Genomic DNA, 18,758 nt, shown 5'->3' with positions numbered 1-18,758 from the left:
ACGCCTACGATTCTCTCAGGTCAGCTTCTTGTTGGCCTGCTCGTCCAGCGCCTTGCCGAAATCGTCCGCTGCCCAGCCGGCATCGAGCGCGCGATGGAACAGCGCCTGTTGCGTCTCCGGCGCCAGCCCGCCGATCGGCGGGTCGCGATCGAGGTTGGTCGGGAAGGAATAGCCTTCGGCCGTCGAGGCGATCGCATTCACGGCCGCTTCCTTCGAGATCGCGCCCGCTGCCAGCAGCTTCTGGATGGTCGGATAGAGCGCGCGGCTCATCCGGGTGCGGTCGACGCTTTCCATCGCCCGGCCATAGCCTGACGAGACCTGTAGCAGATTAGCCATGCGCCTGATGTTGGTGGAGCGGTTGTTGCCGGCGCCGTGGAACAGAGCCGGGTTGAAGAACGCCGCGTCGCCTTTCTCCAGGGCAAGCTGCACATGATGCTCGGCGAAATAGGCCTTGAACTCGGGCAAGCCGGTGGCGAGATAGCCGTGCAGATAGGCTTGCGAATAGGGCAGATAAAGCGTCGGGCCGCTCTCCAGCGGCATGTCGCAATGGGCAACGGCTCCCTGCAGCGTCAGCACCGGCGAGATGCGGTGAACATGCACTGGATAGCGCTCGATGACTTCCGGCGACTGGAAGCCGAGATGATAGTCGCGATGCGCCGATTGCGCCGCGCCGCCCGGGTTCACGCAATTGATCTGTGACGTCATCTGGTAGGCCGGACCGAGCCATGCCTCGGAGATCAGCGCGGTGATCTCATTGCCGTAATAGGCCGCGAAGGCGGCGGGATCGCGCAGGCAGAATTTTTCGAGCGCATTCCAGATGCGGTCATTGGCGCCAGGCTTGGCGAAATGGTCGCCGCCGCCGGTGCCGGTGGCATGTTGTTCGGCGATCATGTCGTTGAAGAGCGTCGTTGCGGCGTCGATCGGCGCGGTGTCGGCGAACGCCTTCTTGAACGCCACCACGCCCGGCCCGTCGGTCAGCGCCTCGACCCATTCGGCCAGCAGCGCCTTGCGGGTTTCGGGATCGCCCGCCGCCTCGCGCACGACGTCGCCATCATAGACCGGCACGTTCTTTTCGATGCTGGCGGCGAAGGGATAGTCGGCGGCGTCCGTCTTCTGCTCGACAAGCGCGCGAAAATCCTCGATGTCGCATTGCTGCTTGGTCAGCCAGACCTTCGCGGACCTGATCCTGGCTAGGTTGTCGGCCTTCATGACGCATCCTCCTGTTGCGGTTCTGATTGTGATTGCCGTATACAACAGCCTGCTGTGCTTGTTGCCTCGCAAACACCTCAAAAACACCTCAAGACATGTCGCGCGCGTTTCTCCTCAAGGACATCGCCCTCCAGGCTGGGCTCAGCCTCGCCACCGTCGACCGTGTGCTGAACGACCGGCCGGGCGTGCGCGAGCACACGGTGCGGCGGGTGAAGCAGGCCATTGGCGAGCTTGAACAGCAGCGCGACCAGATCGGCCTTTCCGGCCGCAAATTCGTGCTCGACGTCGTCATGGAGGCGCCCGCCCGCTTCAGCGACGCGGTTCGGCAGGGGCTGGAGCAGGCGATGCCGTCCTTGCAGCCGGCGATTTTCCGCGCCCGCTATCATCTCGCCGAGACCCGTAACGTCGAGACTACCGTCGGGATCATCGATGCGCTGCAGCGTCGGGGCTCAAATGGCGTGTTCCTCAAGGCTCCGGATGTCGCGGAGGTGAGGGCCGCCGCTGCGCGGCTTGTTGCAGCCGGCATCCCGGTTGTGACGCTGGTGACGGATCTCCCTGATACGGGGCGGCAAGCCTATGTCGGGATGGACAACCGCGCGGCGGGCGAGACGGCGGCCTACCTCCTGGGCGAATGGCTCGGCGGCGGCCCGGCGCGCATCCTGGTGACTATTTCAAGCAACCGTTTCCGCGGCGAGGAAGAGCGCGAGATCGGCTTCAGGCAGGCGCTGCGCGAGCGCTACCCCGGGCTTGGCATCGTCGAGGTCAGCGAAGGCCATGGCCTCGACCGCGACACCGGCCGGCTCGCACGCGATGCCTTGCGCGAGCATTCCGACATTGCTGGCGTCTATTCGATCGGCGGCGGCAACCTGGCTGTCGTCGAGGCTTTCGCCGCGCTTGGCCGCTCCTGCCGCGCTTTCGTCGGTCATGATCTCGATGCCGACAACATCGCGCTGTTGCGTGCTGGGCGCATCAGCGCTGTGCTGCATCACGATCTCGGCCAGGACATGCGCAACGCCTGTCTGCATGTCATGCGTGCGCACGGGTTGCTGCCGAAGTCGCCTGTGTCGGGCATGGCCAACATCCAGATCATCACGCTGTTCAACCTGCCGCAGATGGTGGCGTGGCGGTAGGCGTCAGGGGACAACAGCTCAAGGGTTGTCAAGGCGCTGCGGCTTGCACTATCTCTCGACGGCCGCTGGCGGGGGCCTTGCCAGGTGGAGAGGACATGACCCGAGAATTTGCCATCGATGCGCGCAGCGCCGAAGCCGCCGCGCATTGACGGGTTGAACGCCACGACATGCTTGCCGATGTTTTGAAGCCGCTGGGCCTGACGTTCAGGCTCTGGTGGCGTTTTTGGCCGCAGCTGATCGCCATGGTGCTTTTGGGCATTGTCGGCAGCGATCTGTTCATGCAGATCGCAGCGCGCACCGCTTTCCTCAACCATATGGCCGGGCTTGCGCTGCTGACGCTCGTCGCCTTGACGCAGCTCGTCGTCACCGTCGCCATGTTCCAGACGCTGCTACCCGCCTTGCCGGCGATCCGTGCCGCGCAGCAGGCGGCTCGTGGACAGGCGTCCGGCGAGACGGGTGCCGAAAAGAGCAGCGGCGCCGCGCGGCTGGCGCGCATGGTCACCGTCGCGCTTCTGCCCTTCTTCGCCTACTACGCCGCCTGGGGCTTTCTCGGCGACACGGTGCGGCAATATTCGCGCGTCACGCTCGACATGGCGCCGTTCGGCGAAGGCGCGGGCAATGTGCTCGATGTGCTGGATTCGCGTTGGCTGGTGTTTTCCGTCGTCATCTCCTGGCTGGTCAGGCGTTTCGCACAGGCGATGCAGAAACGCGGCGGAGCAAAATCCTTCTGGCAGATCGTGGTGGTGATCTGCGAGACCAACTGGATTTTCGTCGGTCTCTACGTCATCTCGCGCTGGAAGGACGACATTGTCGGCTGGATCATGAGCCGAAACATCTTTTCCGTCCTGCAGGCTGCCGCCGACGGCGTGGCCAACCCTGTGGCAAAAGCCTTTGCCGAGCCGATGGTTCCGGTCGAGATCACGTCCATCGACACGACGACGAAGCTGATCGCGCTGTTCTTCTTCATGCTGCTGCCGGTGATCTGGCTGGTCATGACCGCGCTGATCTATGGCTATGACGTGCGCGACGACAAGGAGCTACTGCGCGTGCACGAACGGGTCGGACGCCTCGGCGCTCGCTACCGCACCATTCCGAAATTCATGCGCGACTTCGTCGAGCATTTCATCTCCGGCTATCGCTCGCGCTATCTGCCGATCGCCAACGGCGTACGAATCACGCTGAGTTCCGGCGTCATGCTCATGCTCACGCTGATCGTCGGCTATCGTCTCATCGATTGGCTGGCGGCGTGGGCGTGGCTCGGCGCGACCCGCATCATCGGCCCGCACGACCTCGACACCTGGCAGGTGCTATCTGAAGGCGTCTCGCTGCTGTTCGGCAGCGCCTTCCAGGACTCATCGACCGGCATTCTGGTCGAGCCGCTGCGCATCTGCTTTCTCGCCGCCATCCTCGAAACCGCCTTTGTGTTACCCAAGCGCCAGACCAGCGAGACGGCGCAGCGGACCGGTCCGGCGGGAGCGGCGCAAGATGCTTGAGAGCGCCCGCTCGCGGCTGAAGACATGGGTCGCCGCCGGCATCGGCACGGCGGCGGCGATTGCCGTTGCCGGCGCCTTCGGGGCAAGGCATGCGCAGGTGCCGGTTCTGGCTCCGGCAAGCCCGATCGAAACAGGGCAATGGCTGCTGCAGCCAGTGAAGGCCTATGTCAGCGCTGAGAAATACGTCTACGGCACCTTGCTCAAGCCCGGTGCGAAAGCGCTGGTCTTCGAGGTCGACATGACTAACCGCACGGCCCAATCCACCAAGGACTATTTCGAGCTCCTCCAGGCAACCCGGCCGCCGCTCGACCCCGCGACAAAACCGTACATCGTGCTGACCCGCGATTCGACACTGTCGCCGGAATTGCACCCCGGCATGACGGAGCACATGGCCTATATCTGGGAGCTGCCGGATGGTACTGCCGCACCGGCAAGCCTCGACCTGACGGTCATCAGCAAAATCTACAAACAGCGCGACAATCTCTACGGTCTGCCGGGCTGGTTCAATCCAAGCCCGATCGGCACGCTGACCATCCCTGTCGGGCCCGAGACCGGGGACAGCCAGCAATGATGCGCAGACTGGCCAATCTCGTCCTGCTGCTTGTCGCCGTAGCCTTCTGCTACGGCCTGCAGATTTCGAAGCCGCATTATGCCGACCTGATCGGTCCCATTCCCGTGCGCGGCAAGGTCGGAGACACTGTCATCGGCCGCAGCTTCGAGGTGCGCGCCGAAAAGCTGGAGTTTGCCCGCAAATTGAAGACGGACCGGTTCGGCGAGACGAAGTTGCTGACCACCGGCGGCGTGTGGGCAGTGGTGACGGTCGAGTTCGCGGCCAGGGCTGCGTCGACAACGGTCGCGGTCGCGTCCTGGCGCGGACCAACGGGATTGATCTACGACCACACCGAGCGGCTGTCCTTCATCAACAACGGCTTTCTCCCTGTGACTGTCGATCCTGGCCTGCCGCGGAAGGCGAGGCTAATTTTCGAAATGAGGCCGGAGGACGCCGGCGACGCGACGGTGCTGATCTCGAGCAAGCTGATGGCGGCGCTGGATTCACAGGCCGAGATTTCGATCGGGCCGGTCGCTTCCGGTTCCGACGGCATGCCTGCCGGAACCGTCGACACGCTCGATCTGACCCAGCCGATTGATGGGCAACCGAAATGACGGCGCTGATTGAGGACAGTGGGCTGACGGAGAAAAAGTGGCGCCGCCGCAGCCTTTGGGCGTTGCTTGTGCTCATTCCCCTGACCTTGGCCGTCGAAGCCTATGACAGCGTCAAGGCGCTGCTCGGCGACAATGATTTGTTCGAGCGCCGCGTCGCCTGGGGCCAGAGTGCGCATTTCGGCGGCAGCGACTGGAAATTGACCGACCTGCGCGGCGCCTTCGGCATGAAGAACCTGCCGCCTGATTCCGTTCCGGTGCTGGCCGATTTTGCGGTGACTGTCGGCGATCCTGACCTGCAGAATCTCTGGCTTGGCTGCAAGGTGATGCTGATCGATGCCGAGGGCCGGCGCTGGTTGCCGACGTCCATTGTCTCGCTGAAAACGCCGGACAATGTGCAGACCTGCATTTCGGCAATGTTCTCAAACGCCAAGACCGGCGACACGCTCAATCTGCGCGAGACCTTTCTGGTGCCGAAGGAAGCGACCAAGTCGATACGGCCGGCGGTCGGCGTCGCCAGCGAACGGCCGCATTTCCTGCTGTTCCAGCTGGAAAAGGATTGATCTCCAGCGGTCACGGCGATCCTCAGGGATAGAGCCGCGTCTTGTCCCAGCCGCCTTCGGCGTTGCGTGAAAAGACCAGGCGGTCGTGCAGCCGGAACGGCCGGTCGTGCCAGAACTCGATCGCCTGCGGCACGATACGGAAGCCCGACCAGTGTTTTGGTCGCGGGATCTCGCCGATTGGATAGCGCGCCGTGTATTCGGCCACCGCCTTCTCCAGCGCGAAGCGGCTTTCCAGCGGCCGCGACTGTTTCGAGGCCCAGGCGCCGATGCGGCTGCCGCGCGGGCGCGTCGCGTAATAAGCATCCGCCTCGGCGTCGCTGACGATCTCCACCGGTCCGCGTATGCGCACCTGGCGACGCAGCGATTTCCAGTGGAAGCACATCGCCGCCTTCATGCTGCCAAGAATCTCGCGGCCCTTGGCGCTCTCGAAATTCGTGTAGAAGACAAAGCCGCTTTCATCGAACCCCTTGAGCAGAACCATACGCACATCCGGCATGCCGTCTGCATCGACGGTTGCCAGCGCGACGCCGTTGGCATCGTTGATTTCGCTTTTTTTGGCGTCCTCCAGCCACTCGGCAAAGAGCCGGAACGGCTCGGCGGCCTCGGTAAAGTCACCAGTTGTTAACTCAGTGTCACTCATAGTTTTTCTCAAATTGTCTCGAGCTTCAGGAGGTTGCCGATTGTCGCGTATCGCGCAAGCTTTTGACAGCGGGCAATGGAGCGCTTTCGCTTCGGCCAGTTCGAAAGCCGTGATCGTGATCGTCGCCTTGCCGCTTGCCGCCTGCGGCGCCGGCGGCTTCAGCCTGGAAAAGGCCGAAGTCGACCGTTCCATCGTCACCTCAAGTGCGCCGGTGAGGACGACATCAACGGACGCCGACAGCGCTTCCGACCAGACCACGATCGGCAATGCGGTCTCTTCGGCCGACATCGAGGAGCTTCGCGGTCAGGCCGTGCCGTGGGCGAATGCAGACACCGGCTCGCGCGGCTCCATCACCGAACTGGCCGAGTTGCAGGACAAGGGCCAGACTTGCCGCAGCTTCACCGCCTCGCGCGAAAGCTTCGATGGCGTGGCTTTGTTCAAGGGAGAACTGTGCATGGCCGGCGCCGGCGGCTGGCACATGCAGGACTTCAAACCGTTCTGATTTTCGAGACTTGCGGGCACCGCAATTTCAGCCTTGATAAGCCTGTGCGCTACTGGAATTTCTTCCTATGCAAGCGCATATAAGGGGTAACGTGGATTCACTCTTTTTCCAGGGCAGGACGCATGCGCGACCCCTATGAGGTGCTGGGCGTTGCCAAGAACGCATCGGCCAAGGACATAAAATCGGCCTACCGCAAACTCGCCAAGAAGCATCATCCGGACCAGAATCCGAATGATCCCAAGGCGAAGGACCGGTTTGCCGCTGCCAACCAGGCCTATGAAGTGATCGGCGACGAGAAGAACCGCGGGGCGTTCGACCGCGGCGAGATCGACGCCGACGGCAAGCCGAAATTCCAGGGTTTTGAGGGCGCAGCCGGCGGCGATCCGTTCGGCGGCTTTCGCCGCCAGCAGGGCGCCGGCGGCTCGCGCTTCGAATTCCGTTCGGGCCGTCCGGGCGGCGATCCGTTCGACGGCAACAGCGACATCTTCAGCCAGATCTTTGGTGACGCCTTTTCCGGCGCGCGCGGCGCCGGTGCCGGCGACCGCCGCCAGCAGGCGACGGCCGCAGATTTGAACGTGACGCTCGACGTCACCATCGAGGAGATGGCGACCGCCGAAAAGGTGACCGCCATGTTCCCCGACGGGCGCAAGATTGCGGTCAAGCTGCCGGTCTATGTCGAGGACGGCCAGACCATCCGGCTGAAGGGCCAGGGCGAGCAAGGGCCCGGACAGCCCGGCGATGCGCTGGTCAAGATCCACATCCGCAGGCACCCGCGCTACCGCATTGAGGGTCGCGACCTGCATGCCGATCTGGAGGTAGCGTTGGCCGATGCGGTGCTGGGCGCCAAGGTTCCAGTCGAAACGCCGACCGGCAGGCTGGCGGTCAATGTCCCGGCCTGGTCGAGCTCGGACAAGGTTTTACGCCTGAAGGGCAGGGGCTTGCCGCAAAAGGCTGGCGGCCATGGCGATCTTTACGCCCATGTCCGCATCATGCTGCCGGAAGGTGGCGACAGCGAGCTCGAAGCGCTGATGCGCGGCCGCAAAGGCTGACGCAACTCGACTTCGCTGGCTAGCTGCCGGGCGCTGCTTCCTCCATCCGCCTGATGGTTTCGCCGAAGCGGCGCAACGCCTGCCGCACCGGGACATGTGGGCTCTCGATCTCCAGCAGGATCATCGTCTCGCTGCCGAGGAAGGCGGCGCTGACCAGGCTGGTCACTTCGGCGGCGGAAAATGGCCCGAGGCCGCCGAACCGCCGCTCCGCCTCTTGCGCCAGTCCCTCCAGCAGTTCGAACCAGCCGCGCAGGTCACGGCGCACCGCCTTGGCGATTTCGGGGCTCGACAGGCTTGCCGCGATCATCTCGTGCAGGATCCGGACATAGCCGGAGGCCAGATCCTCGTTGAGGAAATCGCAGGCGCGCTCCCAACGCTGCCATAGCGGCATCGGCGCAGCAAACGTCTCCGCCTGGCGCTTCAACAGCCCCTCGTTCAGATGATCGAGCAGGGCCAGGAACAGCCGTTCCTTGGAACCGAAATGATAGTGGATCTGGCTGAGCGGAACACCGGCGATCTCGGCAACGCGGCGCGTCGACAGATCGGCATAGCCGCCTCGATAGAGGCACAGCTCGGCTGCCGAAATCAGTTCGGCGCGCGTGTCGCGCTTTGGCTTGTTCTGGGGTGAAGCAACGGCTTCGGCAGCATCCGTCATGCGGCGTGCCTGCCGCTTGTAGCGGCACAATCTGGGCGGGTCATAGCTTCTCCTGTCCGGGCTGGACGTCGCGCCACCATATCTCGGTCGAGCGACCGATCAAGTTGACTTGCTATAAGATTTATGGTTTTTGACGCGAATTCGGTCGACCGACCGAATATTGGTGCTTGCATGGAGGGGCAGTCATGGCGGGCGTAATCACCCTTATCTACGGCGTTGCCGCATACCTGATATTTCTCGGCTCGTTTCTCTATGCAGTCGGTTTTGTCAGCAATACAGTCGTACCGAAATCGATCGATTCAGGGATTGCGGGAAACCCGGTCGAAGCCATCATCATCAACGCCTTGCTGCTCGGTCTTTTCGCCGCCCAGCACAGCATTATGGCGCGGCCGGTGTTCAAGCGCTGGTGGACGCGGATTGTCCCGCACACGGCTGAACGCAGCACCTACGTGCTTTTGGCCAGCCTTATCCTGCTTTTGCTCTACTGGCAGTGGCGGCCAATCCCCGGTCCCGTCTGGACGGTCGAGAATCCGATGTGGGTCGCCATCATCCAGTGCGTATTCTGGCTCGGCTGGGCGGTTTTGCTGATCAGCACCTTTCTGATCAACCATTTCGAGCTGTTCGGCCTGCGCCAGGCTTTGGCGGCGTTGCGCAAGACGGAACCGGCTCCGCCGGTCTTCAGGACGCCGCTGTTCTACAAATGGGTCCGGCACCCGCTTTATGTCGGCTTTCTCCTGGCCTTCTGGGCGACGCCGTCGATGACATGGGGCCATCTTCTGTTCGCGGCGGGCAGCACCGGCTACATCCTGCTCGGCATCTTTCTCGAAGAACGCGATCTCGTCGCGATGTTCGGCGATCAGTACCGCCTCTACCGCAAGCAGGTGGGAATGCTCATTCCCTGGCGCAAAGTCACCGAGTAGGCGGCATTCGGTGCCGACCGGCCGATTCGGCTGGTCGGTCGCGGGCCTGGGCTGTCGGGGCGCGCTGGCCGCAGTGAGCCATTTGAAGCTCACAAACACGTTACATACCCCCAATCGTTGTTTGCCCAGTGTCTGAATTGAACGCGCGGCCCGTCTGCGCTTGAAGCGCCTTTCTGCCTGTGCGATAGGCACTCCAAAGCAGAAAATCTTTCGGAGAGCGCTGACATGGCGGGTGGACAGGGCCTTATGGCCGGCAAGCGCGGGCTTATACTGGGCGTCGCCAACAACAGATCGATCGCCTACGGCATCGCCAAGGCCTGCGTCGACCATGGCGCCGAGATCGCGCTGACCTATCAGGGCGAGGCGTTCAAGAAGCGCGTCGAGCCGCTGGCGGCGGAACTGGGCGCCTTTGTCGCCGGCCATTGCGACGTCACCGATCCGGCGAGCCTCGACGAGGTGTTTGCCAGTGTCGCCAAGCACTGGGGCAAGCTCGACTTCCTCGTCCACGCCATCGCCTTCTCCGACAAGGACGAGCTGACCGGCCGCTATGTCGAGACCACGCGCGACAATTTCCTGCGCACCATGGACATTTCGGTGTTTTCCTTCACCACCATCGCCAAGCGCGCCGAGGTGCTGATGACCGAGGGCGGCTCGCTGCTGACGCTGACCTATTACGGCGCCGAAAAGGTCATGCCGCACTACAACGTCATGGGTGTCGCCAAAGCCGCGCTCGAAGCCAGCGTGCGCTATCTCGCCGTCGACCTCGGTGGCAAGAAGATCCGCGTCAACGCCATCTCGGCCGGTCCGATCAAGACCCTGGCTGCCTCCGGCATCGGCGACTTCCGCTACATCCTGAAGTGGAACGAATACAATTCGCCGCTGAAGCAGACGGTCACCCAGGAAGAAGTCGGCGATTCCGGCGTCTACTTCCTGTCTGATCTGTCGCGTGGCGTCACCGGCGAAGTCCATCATGTCGATTCCGGCTATCATGTCGTCGGCATGAAGGCGGTCGACGCGCCGGATATTTCGACTGTCAAGGAATAGTCCTGTCGCGATTTCCGCCTGCCTGTCCTGATTTCAGGAAGACCTGATGGTTCCGCTCGTCTACATCGTGCGCCACGGCCAGACGCAGTGGAATGCAGAGGCCCGGCTGCAGGGCCAGGCCGACACCGATCTCAATGAACTCGGCCGCGAGCAGGCGACCCGCAACGGACGGCGGTTGGCCGGACTGATCGACAATCCCGGCGATTTCGATTTTGTCGCCAGCCCGATGAAGCGGACGCGAGAGACGATGCAGCGCCTGCGCGCGGCAATGGGGCTCGATCCGGACGCCTACCGCACCGACCCGCGCCTGGTCGAGGTGCACTTTGGCGACTGGCAGGGCTTTACCTTTGCCGAACTTGAGGCGCACAGCCCCGGCTCCCCGAAGGCGCGCCGGCGCGACAAGTGGAATTTCCAACCGCCGGGCGAGGGCGCCGAAAGCTACCAGATGCTGCTCGAACGGGTGAAGCCCTGGTTCGACGCGTTAAACCGCCAGACCGTCTGCGTCATCCACGGTGGCGTCGTGCGGACCCTGTTCAGGATGGTGGAAGGTGTTTCCGAGCACGAAGCGGCGAACCTGGAAGTGCCGCAGGACCGCGTGCTCAGGCTGCAAGACGGGCGTCTGAAGTGGCTTTAGGGCCGAAAGCCCAAGCTTCCTGACGCCAAGGACCGACAAACAGGACGTCCGTCCTGTTTGGCCAGGCAAAGCTCCGTGGAGCGGGCAAGAGCCTTCGGTATCGGCCCTATTCGGTGCCGGTCTTACTCGGTATCGGGCAGTTCCATGTCGGTGACGACGTTCTCGCCATTCGTCACGTCATAGGCGATCACGATATCCATGCCGGGCTTCAGCGAGTCGAGATCGGTCTCGGCGTTGAGCTTGTAGGACTTGCCGTCCTCCAGCGTCAGCGTCAGCGCGTCCTTGTCGACCTTCTTGATCAGGCCTTCGGTCTGGCCGGCATAAGCGGCGGTGGAAATCAGCAACATGGCGGCAGCAGCGCCAATCAGGGTACGCATCGTCGTCCTCTTTGTCATTGCGCCTGCACGGATGGCGGCGAGCTTTTCAACGGGCGGATGGAAGAGAGCAGAAACCAACCGAATGTGTCAAAACTAAAACCGCCGGATCACAGTTTGACCCCTGGGGAAAACGCCAATAGAACGCACCCTTGATCCGGTTCCGCTGCCGGACAGGGCAAAATTCCATGTCTCACAACACGTTCGGCCATCTGTTCCGCGTCACCACCTGGGGCGAAAGCCATGGCCCGTCGCTCGGCTGCGTCGTCGACGGTTGCCCGCCCGGCATCCGCTTCACGCGGCAAGATATCCAGGCCGAACTCGACAAGCGCCGTCCCGGCCAGTCACGTTTTGTGACGCAGCGCCGCGAACCCGATGAGGTCAAGATCCTGTCCGGCTTCATTCTCGACGACGACGGCGAGACGATGATCACCACCGGCACGCCGGTCTCGATGCTGATCGAGAATGTCGACCAGCGCTCCAAGGATTATGGCGAGATCGCCCGCCAGTACCGGCCCGGCCACGCCGACTACACTTATGACGTCAAATACGGCGTGCGCGATCATCGCGGCGGCGGCCGTTCCTCAGCCCGCGAGACGGCAGCACGCGTGGCTGCCGGTGCGCTCGCCCGCAAGGTGGTGCCGGGCATGGTGGTGCGTGGCGCGCTGGTTTCGATGGGCGAAAAGTCCATCGATCGCGCCAACTGGAACTGGAATTTCATTGGCGACGCCGAAAACCCGTTCTTCACCCCGGATCCGGCCTCGGTTCCGGTCTTCACCAGCTATCTCGACGGCATCCGCAAATCCGGCTCTTCGGTCGGCGCGGTGATCGAGATCGTCGCCGACGGCGTGCCGGCCGGCCTCGGCGCGCCGATCTACGCCAAGCTCGACCAGGACATTGCGTCCGGCCTGATGTCGATCAACGCCGTCAAGGGCGTCGAGATCGGCAACGGTTTCGAGGCCGCCCGCATCACCGGCGAACAGAATGCCGACGAGATGCGCATGGGCAATGACGGCAAGCCGGTCTTCCTGTCCAACAATGCCGGCGGCATTTTGGGCGGCATCTCGACCGGCCAAGCCATCGTCGCCCGTTTCGCGGTCAAGCCGACCTCGTCGATCCTGACGCCGCGCAAATCCATCGACAAGGACGGCAACGACGTCGACGTCACGACCAAGGGCCGCCACGACCCCTGTGTCGGCATCCGCGCCGTGCCGATCGGCGAAGCCATGGTTGCCTGTGCCATCGCCGACCACTATCTGCGGCATCGAGGACAGACGGGAAAGGGAATAGGCAGTAGGGAATAGGCAGTAGGCACCATGCCGGCCCGACACAGCCCTTTTCCTTCCCCACGGCCTATTGCCTAATTCCTATTCCCTGCGAGCGAAGCGAGCCTTCCATGCCTTACGATCAGAAGAAAATCGTCGAAGCCCTCCGCGCTTTCGAGCGCGGCGAGATCGTCGTCGTCATGGACGATGACGGGCGCGAGAATGAGGGCGACCTGATCGTTGCCGCCGTGCATTGCACGCCCGAAAAGATGGCCTTCATCATCCGCCACACCTCGGGCATCGTCTGCACGCCGATGCCGCGCGAGGAGGCCAAGCGCCTGAACCTGTCGCCGATGGTCGCCGACAATGATTCCGCCCACACCACCGCCTTCACCGTCAGCGTCGATTTCAAGCATGGCACCACGACCGGCATTTCGGCCGAGGACCGCACACTGACCGTGCGCAACCTCGCCAACGGCAATGTCGGCGGCTCCGACTTCGTCCGGCCCGGCCACATCTTCCCGCTGATCGCGCGCGAAGGCGGCGTGCTGATGCGCTCGGGCCATACCGAAGCGGCGGTTGATCTGTGCAAGCTCGCCGGCCTGCCGCCAGTCGGCGTGATCTCGGAACTGGTCAATGATGACGGCACGGTCAAGCGCGGCCCGCAGGTGGCGAGCTTTGCCGAAGAGCACGGCCTCAAGCAGGTTTCGGTCGCCGATCTCATCGCTTACCGGCAGCGCAAGGAAACGCTGGTCGAGCGCGTCGCCTGCTCCGAAATCGATACGCTGGGCGGCAAGGCGCAGGTCTTCACCTACACGCTGCCCTGGGACTCCATGCACCATGTCGCCATCGTCTTCGGCGACATCAGAGACGGCGAGGACGTGCCGGTGCGCCTGCATTCCGAGGATGTGGTGACCGACGTGTTCGGCACCAGCCACAGGCTCGACGGCATCATGAAGGCGATGGGCGAGCGCAAGCGCGGCGTTATCGTCTATCTCAGAGAGGGCTCCGTCGGCGTCGCCCATCAGGAGCGCAAGCGGCCGCTGAGCGCCGACCGCGAGGACCATGAAGAGGCGCGCCGCCGCGAGAACGAATGGCGCGAGATCGGCCTCGGCGCGCAGATCCTGAAGGATCTCGGCATTTCCTCGATCAACCTGATCGCCTCGCGCGAACGCCACTATGTCGGCCTCGAAGGCTTTGGTATCCACATCGCCAAGACCGAGATTATCTAGGGTACTGGGGGCAGTCGGATGAGCTTCGAGGCATATCTCAATTGCTTTGAAGGTGGCGAAGAGAGCTACTTCCCCACGTCGATCATCGAGGAAGCCTTCGCGCCGTTCATCACCAGGCGTGAACCGGAGTTCTCATGCTGGGTCGTCACCTATGACGATACTTCGTCGGCCGACCTCTATCTCAATCTGGATCCCGGTGACGCCTCGCAATGTTCCGGCTTCACAATCGCACGGCCGCCTGATGATCTACGCCTCTACGAGGCGTTGTGGAAAATCCTGCGCGTCACCAGTTCGGTCGTTTATTGCGCTGGAGAATGCCTGCCGATGGTCGGGCGCGTTGAAACCATACCCCATCTGGACTCGGATATGGTCGAGACACTGGGAAGTCCTGTTGTCGTTGTTGACGGGGACGAGATTCGCAGCAGGCTTGAACAGTCCTAGGAAGCAGGGCTTCTTCAAAACTGCGTCCGGTCCGTGAGCTGAACCGGACGCGTGTGCTTCTATTCCGCGGGAACGGCGGCCGCGTCGCATCCGTCCAGTTCGCATGTGTGGGTGGCCAGGCTGCGCTGTCCGGCGAGCACGGTGACCAGTGCGATAGTGCCGGCAGCCACAGAGACCCAGAACCCGTTCCGGGCGCCGAATTCATCCACCACCGCGCCGGCGGCAAACGAGCCGAGCGCCATGCCGATGCCGATCCCGGTCATCACCCAGGTGATGCCTTCGGTCAGCATCGTTTCCGGCACGTGCCGCTCGATCAGGCCGAAGGCGGTGATGAAGGTCGGCGAGATCGCCACGCCGCTGATGAACACGGTCAGCGCCAGCAGCGGCACGGTGCCGGCGGTGAGCGGCAGCAGCGTGCCGAGCGCGACGAGGGCGACCGCGATGGCCAGCTGGCGTTGCAGCGGCGCCTTCAGGTTGAGCGCGCCGACGACGAGGCCAAGCACGAACGATCCCAGCGCATAGACGCCGATAACGAGGCTGGCGGCGCCGGGCTGGCCGAGCTCCTTGGTGATCGCCACCGTGCTCACTTCCGTCGTCGCGAAGGTCGCGCCGACAAAGATCAGGGCAAAGGTGATGATCTGCACTGGCCGCAGCCGAATGGCCGAGCCGCTTGAGACATGATCCACCGGCCGCACTTGCGGCTCAGTCGAACGCTGCAGGATGAAGGCTGTCGAGCCAATAGCGAGGAACAGTGTGCTGACCAGAACACCGGCTTCCGGGAAGAGGGCGGCGCTCAAGCCTACCGACAGCGATGCCCCGGCGATGTAGACCAGCTCGTCCGCTGCCGACTCGAAGGCGAAAGCGGTGTTCATCTGCGGCCGGCCGCGAAAAATCTCTGTCCAGCGCGCGCGCACCATGGCCGGCATGCTGGGCATGGCGGCGGCCGCCAGCGCCGACACGAACAGCGTCCACACCGGCCAGTCCTGATTGGCGGCCGCAATCAGGATTGCGAAGGCGAGCACGGTGACGATGGTGGTGGGCACGACGACCCGCGTCTGGCCGAGGCGGTCGACCAGCCGTGAGATTTGCGGCGCCACGAAAGCATTGCTTAGCGCGAAGGCCGCAGAGACGGCGCCCGCCAGCCAATATTCGCCGCGCGTTTGCGCGAGCATGGCCACAATACCGATCGGCGCCATGGCGATCGGCAGGCGGGCCAGGAAGCCCGCGGCGGCAAAGCCCTTGGCTCCGGGGGCGCGAAAGATTTCGGCGTAGGGGTTTTGCATGGCTTGGTTCCTCGACAAAGGCCAATTCGACAATTACATACGATGCGTATGATTGTAAGATAGGTCATACGCCGCGTATGTCAATTGGCATACGACGCGTATGTAAGTAGGTCCAGAACCATGCACAGACCCCGCAAGGAGATGATCGCCGAAACGCGCGCCAAGCTGATCACGGCGGCCCGCCACGCTTTCGGCACGATCGGCTACGCCGAAGCCTCGATGGACGACTTCACCGCATCAGCCGGGCTGACGCGTGGCGCGCTCTATCATCACTTCGGCGACAAGAAGGGCCTGCTGCAGGCGGTCATCGCCGAAATCGATGGCGAGATGGCGGTTCGCATAAATGAGATCGCGTCGAAAGCGCAGAACCGCTGGCAGCATTTCGTCGACGAATGCACGACCTATATCGAGATGGCGCTGGAGCCGGAGATCCAGCGCATCATGTTCCGCGATGGTCCGGCCGTACTCGGCGATCCGGCACTTTGGCCGAATGCCAATGCCTGCGTCGGTTCAATGACCGATCATCTGACCGCTCTGCAACAGGAGGGGGTGGTCGTCCCCGGCGTCGACCCCGAAACCGCCGCGCGGCTGATCAATGGCGCCAGCAGCCAGGCGGCGCAGCGGATCGCCAATTCGAGCGATCCCGAAGCGACGTCGAAGACCGTGGTGGCCGCCTTCAAGCAGCTGCTCGAAGGCCTGCTCAAAAAGCAGGGTTCGCAGCCGGTCTGAACTCTCACCAGCCGAGACCCGGCATTTGCCGAGATTGACAATTCCGGACCCGGGTTCATCCTCTGCCACCATCTCTGAGGGGAGATTCGGGCATGTGGGATTTCGAGATCGGCAGGTCGGTGTCCATCATGATCAGGACATGGCCGTTCATCGTCTTTCGCATGATCGTCTATTTCGGCATCACGCTCGCCTACATCGTGGCGACCGGCAGCGGCGCCTCGGTCGGCTATGGTGTCGGCCACATCTCCACCGATCCTGACGGCCCGCTTTCCTTTGCACTCTGGGGCGGCATCGTCGGCATCGGCGTCGTTTCGATCGCGCTCTACTGGGTCCGCGAATACATCCTCTACGTCGTCAAGGCCGGCCATATCGCCGTCATGGTCCATTTGATCGACGGAAGGGAGGTTCCAAATGGCCAGGACCAGATCGCCTACGCCAAGGATGTGGTGAAGGAGCGTTTCGCCGAGGCCAACATCCTTTTCGTGGTCGACCAGCTGGTCAAGGGCGCCATCCGCGCCATCACCGGCCTGCTCGGCGGCATTGCCGCTTTCCTGCCCATTCCGGGCCTCGGCGGCCTGGTCGCTTTCATCAACACGGTGATCCGGCTGTCGCTGACCTATGTCGACGAAATCATCCTCGGCTACAACATCCGCATCAACTCGTCCTCACCCTTCGAAACCGCCCGGCAAGGCGTCGTGCTCTATGCCCAGAACGGCAAGACGATGGTCAAGAACGCCGTCTGGCTGGCGGTCATCATGTGGGGCGTTTCCTTCGTCATCTTCCTGCTGATGCTGGCGCCGGCCGCCGCCATCATGTGGTTCATACCGGGGCAGCTCGGCGGCTGGGCCTTCGTGCTCGCCATCCTCCTTGCCTGGGCCTTCAAGGCGGCCTTCATCGAACCCTTCGCCATAGCCTGCCTGATGCAGGTCTATTTCAAGACCATCGAAGGCCAAGTGCCGAACGCCGAATGGGACCAGCGGCTGGCCGAGGCGTCGTCCAAGTTCAGGGAACTCAAGGACAAGGCGCTGGCCTCCTTCGGTGGCTCGCGCTGGACGCAGCCGAGCACCTAGAGCCCCATCCCGATAGAAGCGGGATGAGGCTCTGTCTCTTTTGCTTGACCATGATCTTTCCAAAAACCGGTTCCCACTTTTTGGGATCATGGTCTAAACCCTGTTGAACGTCTCAACGGTGCGCCGTCAAACCATGGTCAAAGCGGCCGGGCGCGCCTATATCGGGTCATGGTCACAAGGCTCTACACCCATCCGATCTTCCTCGAACATCTGACGCCGCCCGGTCATCCCGAGCGGCCAGACCGCTTGCGCGCCATCGAGCGCGTGCTCGACGACGAGGCGTTTGCCGGGCTCGATCGGGTCACGGCGCCGCAAGGCGACGAGGCCACCATCCTTTACGCTCACCCTGAGGATTTCGTCGCCCGCGTCCGCGCCGCGATCCCTGAAAGCGGCATCGTCCCGATCGACGCCGACACCAGCGCCAGCCCGAAAAGCTGGCAGGCTGTGGTCACCGCGATCGGTGCGGCCAATGCCGCCGTCGACGATGTCTTCGAGGGCCGTGTCGCCAATGCCTTCGTCGCCGCGCGTCCGCCCGGCCATCACGCCGAAAAGACCACGGCGATGGGCTTTTGCCTGTTCAACACCGCAGCCATCGCGGCGCGTTATGCCCAGAAGAAACATGGCGCAGAGCGCGTCGCCATCGTCGATTGGGATGTCCACCACGGCAACGGCACGCAGGACATTTTCTGGGACGATCCGTCGGTGCTCTATTGTTCGACGCACCAGATGCCGCTCTATCCCGGCACCGGGGCCAAGAACGAGACCGGCGTCGGCAACATCGTCAACGCGCCGCTGGCGCCGCAGACCGGCTCAGACATGTTCCGCGATGCCTTGCTGTCGCGCGTTCTGCCGGCGCTCGACAATTTCGCGCCCGATTTGATCATCATTTCCGCCGGGTTCGACGCCCACCATCGCGACCCGCTTGCCGAGATCAACCTCAGCGAGGACGATTTCGACTGGGCGACCGGCCAGCTGCTGGAACGCGCCGGGCGCCACAGCGGCAACCGGCTCGTCAGCCTGCTCGAGGGCGGCTACGATCTGCAGGGTTTGGCATTTTCGGTCGCCGCCCATGTCGGGCGGCTGATGAAGGGATAAAGTATGGCTGGCGAAGCAAACGAAGACGTCAAGGCGATGAGCTTCGAGCAGGCACTCGACGCGCTGGAAAAGATCGTCGATGATCTCGAACGCGGCGACGTGCTGCTCGATCAGTCGATCAAGATCTATGAACGCGGCGAGGCGCTGAAGGCCCATTGCGACCGGCTGCTGAAGTCGGCCGAAGACAAGGTCGAGAAGATCCGGTTGTCGCGCGACGGCAAGCCGGTGGGAACGGAGCCGCTCGACGCGGAGTAATTTGTCAAACGGGG

The 18,758-nt window shown here is 63.1% G+C and carries 22 protein-coding genes; 17 read left to right on the top strand and 5 right to left on the bottom strand.

Going from position 1 to position 18,758, the window contains the following annotated elements; genetic code table 11:
• Positions 1-15: 15 nt before the first annotated feature.
• Positions 16-1,209: a phytanoyl-CoA dioxygenase family protein gene (locus tag AC1D1B_RS10390; RefSeq protein ID WP_477331752.1), complete on the bottom strand. Its 1,194-nt coding sequence runs from the start codon at positions 1,207-1,209 to the stop codon at positions 16-18.
• Positions 1,210-1,304: 95 nt separating this feature from the next.
• Between AC1D1B_RS10390 and AC1D1B_RS10385 the strand changes: the two genes are divergently transcribed.
• From AC1D1B_RS10385 to AC1D1B_RS10365, 5 genes are all read left to right on the top strand, one after another.
• Complete coding sequence (locus tag AC1D1B_RS10385) at positions 1,305-2,339, top strand: LacI family DNA-binding transcriptional regulator (protein WP_477331750.1); 1,035 nt, start codon at positions 1,305-1,307, stop codon at positions 2,337-2,339.
• A gap of 167 nt (positions 2,340-2,506) precedes the next feature.
• Complete coding sequence (locus tag AC1D1B_RS10380; protein ID WP_477331748.1) at positions 2,507-3,832, top strand: hypothetical protein; 1,326 nt, start codon at positions 2,507-2,509, stop codon at positions 3,830-3,832.
• Positions 3,825-4,403 carry a hypothetical protein gene (locus AC1D1B_RS10375; RefSeq protein WP_477331746.1) on the top strand — a complete coding sequence of 193 codons (579 nt, stop codon included), beginning with the start codon at positions 3,825-3,827 and terminating at the stop codon, positions 4,401-4,403. Before AC1D1B_RS10380 ends, AC1D1B_RS10375 begins: the two co-directional genes overlap by 8 nt.
• Complete coding sequence (locus AC1D1B_RS10370) at positions 4,400-4,996, top strand: hypothetical protein (RefSeq protein ID WP_477331744.1); 597 nt, start codon at positions 4,400-4,402, stop codon at positions 4,994-4,996. Before AC1D1B_RS10375 ends, AC1D1B_RS10370 begins: the two co-directional genes overlap by 4 nt.
• Positions 4,993-5,556, top strand: coding sequence for a hypothetical protein (locus AC1D1B_RS10365; RefSeq protein WP_477331742.1), 564 nt, complete (start codon positions 4,993-4,995; stop codon positions 5,554-5,556). Before AC1D1B_RS10370 ends, AC1D1B_RS10365 begins: the two co-directional genes overlap by 4 nt.
• Positions 5,557-5,578: 22 nt before the next feature.
• Here AC1D1B_RS10365 and pdxH read toward each other — a convergent pair whose 3' ends face one another.
• Complete coding sequence (pdxH, locus tag AC1D1B_RS10360) at positions 5,579-6,196, bottom strand: pyridoxamine 5'-phosphate oxidase (protein WP_477331740.1); 618 nt, start codon at positions 6,194-6,196, stop codon at positions 5,579-5,581.
• Positions 6,197-6,236: 40 nt separating this feature from the next.
• Between pdxH and AC1D1B_RS10355 the strand changes: the two genes are divergently transcribed.
• Entirely contained in the window at positions 6,237-6,698 is a 462-nt protein-coding gene (locus AC1D1B_RS10355) for an RT0821/Lpp0805 family surface protein (protein ID WP_477331738.1), read from the top strand.
• A 122-nt stretch (positions 6,699-6,820) separates the two neighbouring features.
• Positions 6,821-7,747, top strand: coding sequence for a DnaJ C-terminal domain-containing protein (locus tag AC1D1B_RS10350; protein WP_477331736.1), 927 nt, complete (start codon positions 6,821-6,823; stop codon positions 7,745-7,747).
• A gap of 19 nt (positions 7,748-7,766) precedes the next feature.
• Here AC1D1B_RS10350 and AC1D1B_RS10345 read toward each other — a convergent pair whose 3' ends face one another.
• A complete protein-coding gene (locus AC1D1B_RS10345; RefSeq protein WP_477331734.1) occupies positions 7,767-8,402 on the bottom strand; it encodes a TetR/AcrR family transcriptional regulator in 636 nt (211 codons plus the stop codon).
• 185 nt (positions 8,403-8,587) lie between these two features.
• Here AC1D1B_RS10345 and mddA point away from each other — a divergent pair, with 185 nt between their 5' ends.
• From mddA to AC1D1B_RS10330, 3 genes are all read left to right on the top strand, one after another.
• Positions 8,588-9,322, top strand: a complete 735-nt coding sequence (mddA, locus tag AC1D1B_RS10340) for a methanethiol S-methyltransferase (RefSeq protein WP_477331732.1) — start codon at positions 8,588-8,590, stop codon at positions 9,320-9,322.
• A 225-nt stretch (positions 9,323-9,547) separates the two neighbouring features.
• Positions 9,548-10,366 carry an enoyl-ACP reductase FabI gene (gene fabI / locus AC1D1B_RS10335; protein ID WP_477331730.1) on the top strand — a complete coding sequence of 273 codons (819 nt, stop codon included), beginning with the start codon at positions 9,548-9,550 and terminating at the stop codon, positions 10,364-10,366.
• Between the two features lie 46 nt (positions 10,367-10,412).
• Complete coding sequence (locus AC1D1B_RS10330) at positions 10,413-11,000, top strand: histidine phosphatase family protein (RefSeq protein ID WP_477331728.1); 588 nt, start codon at positions 10,413-10,415, stop codon at positions 10,998-11,000.
• Positions 11,001-11,122: 122 nt separating this feature from the next.
• Here AC1D1B_RS10330 and AC1D1B_RS10325 read toward each other — a convergent pair whose 3' ends face one another.
• Entirely contained in the window at positions 11,123-11,377 is a 255-nt protein-coding gene (locus AC1D1B_RS10325) for a DUF1344 domain-containing protein (RefSeq protein ID WP_023747552.1), read from the bottom strand.
• A gap of 185 nt (positions 11,378-11,562) precedes the next feature.
• Here AC1D1B_RS10325 and aroC point away from each other — a divergent pair, with 185 nt between their 5' ends.
• From aroC to AC1D1B_RS10310, 3 genes are all read left to right on the top strand, one after another.
• Positions 11,563-12,678: a chorismate synthase gene (gene aroC, locus AC1D1B_RS10320; RefSeq protein ID WP_477331726.1), complete on the top strand. Its 1,116-nt coding sequence runs from the start codon at positions 11,563-11,565 to the stop codon at positions 12,676-12,678.
• A gap of 92 nt (positions 12,679-12,770) precedes the next feature.
• Positions 12,771-13,871: a 3,4-dihydroxy-2-butanone-4-phosphate synthase gene (gene ribB, locus AC1D1B_RS10315; protein WP_477331724.1), complete on the top strand. Its 1,101-nt coding sequence runs from the start codon at positions 12,771-12,773 to the stop codon at positions 13,869-13,871.
• A gap of 18 nt (positions 13,872-13,889) precedes the next feature.
• Positions 13,890-14,312, top strand: a complete 423-nt coding sequence (locus tag AC1D1B_RS10310; protein WP_477331723.1) for a hypothetical protein — start codon at positions 13,890-13,892, stop codon at positions 14,310-14,312.
• Between the two features lie 59 nt (positions 14,313-14,371).
• On the opposite strand, the gene AC1D1B_RS10305 is transcribed toward AC1D1B_RS10310, so the two are convergent.
• Positions 14,372-15,595, bottom strand: coding sequence for an MFS transporter (locus tag AC1D1B_RS10305; RefSeq protein ID WP_477331721.1), 1,224 nt, complete (start codon positions 15,593-15,595; stop codon positions 14,372-14,374).
• Between the two features lie 120 nt (positions 15,596-15,715).
• Here AC1D1B_RS10305 and AC1D1B_RS10300 point away from each other — a divergent pair, with 120 nt between their 5' ends.
• From AC1D1B_RS10300 to AC1D1B_RS10285, 4 genes are all read left to right on the top strand, one after another.
• Positions 15,716-16,324 carry a TetR/AcrR family transcriptional regulator gene (locus tag AC1D1B_RS10300; protein WP_477331719.1) on the top strand — a complete coding sequence of 203 codons (609 nt, stop codon included), beginning with the start codon at positions 15,716-15,718 and terminating at the stop codon, positions 16,322-16,324.
• 92 nt (positions 16,325-16,416) lie between these two features.
• Entirely contained in the window at positions 16,417-17,394 is a 978-nt protein-coding gene (locus tag AC1D1B_RS10295) for a hypothetical protein (protein ID WP_477331717.1), read from the top strand.
• Positions 17,395-17,562: 168 nt separating this feature from the next.
• On the top strand, positions 17,563-18,489 hold the full coding sequence (locus AC1D1B_RS10290) for a histone deacetylase family protein (protein ID WP_477331715.1): 927 nt from the start codon (positions 17,563-17,565) through the stop codon (positions 18,487-18,489).
• 3 nt (positions 18,490-18,492) lie between these two features.
• The gene (locus tag AC1D1B_RS10285; RefSeq protein ID WP_477331713.1) at positions 18,493-18,744 is read left to right on the top strand and encodes an exodeoxyribonuclease VII small subunit; all 252 of its coding nucleotides are present in this window, start codon (positions 18,493-18,495) and stop codon (positions 18,742-18,744) included.
• Positions 18,745-18,758 lie beyond the last annotated feature (14 nt).

The sequence above is a fragment of the Mesorhizobium sp. P2_C5_2 genome (assembly GCF_056404535.1).
Note: the sequence above shows the minus strand (reverse complement) of the source record. Positions and strands in the feature narration are given on the sequence as shown.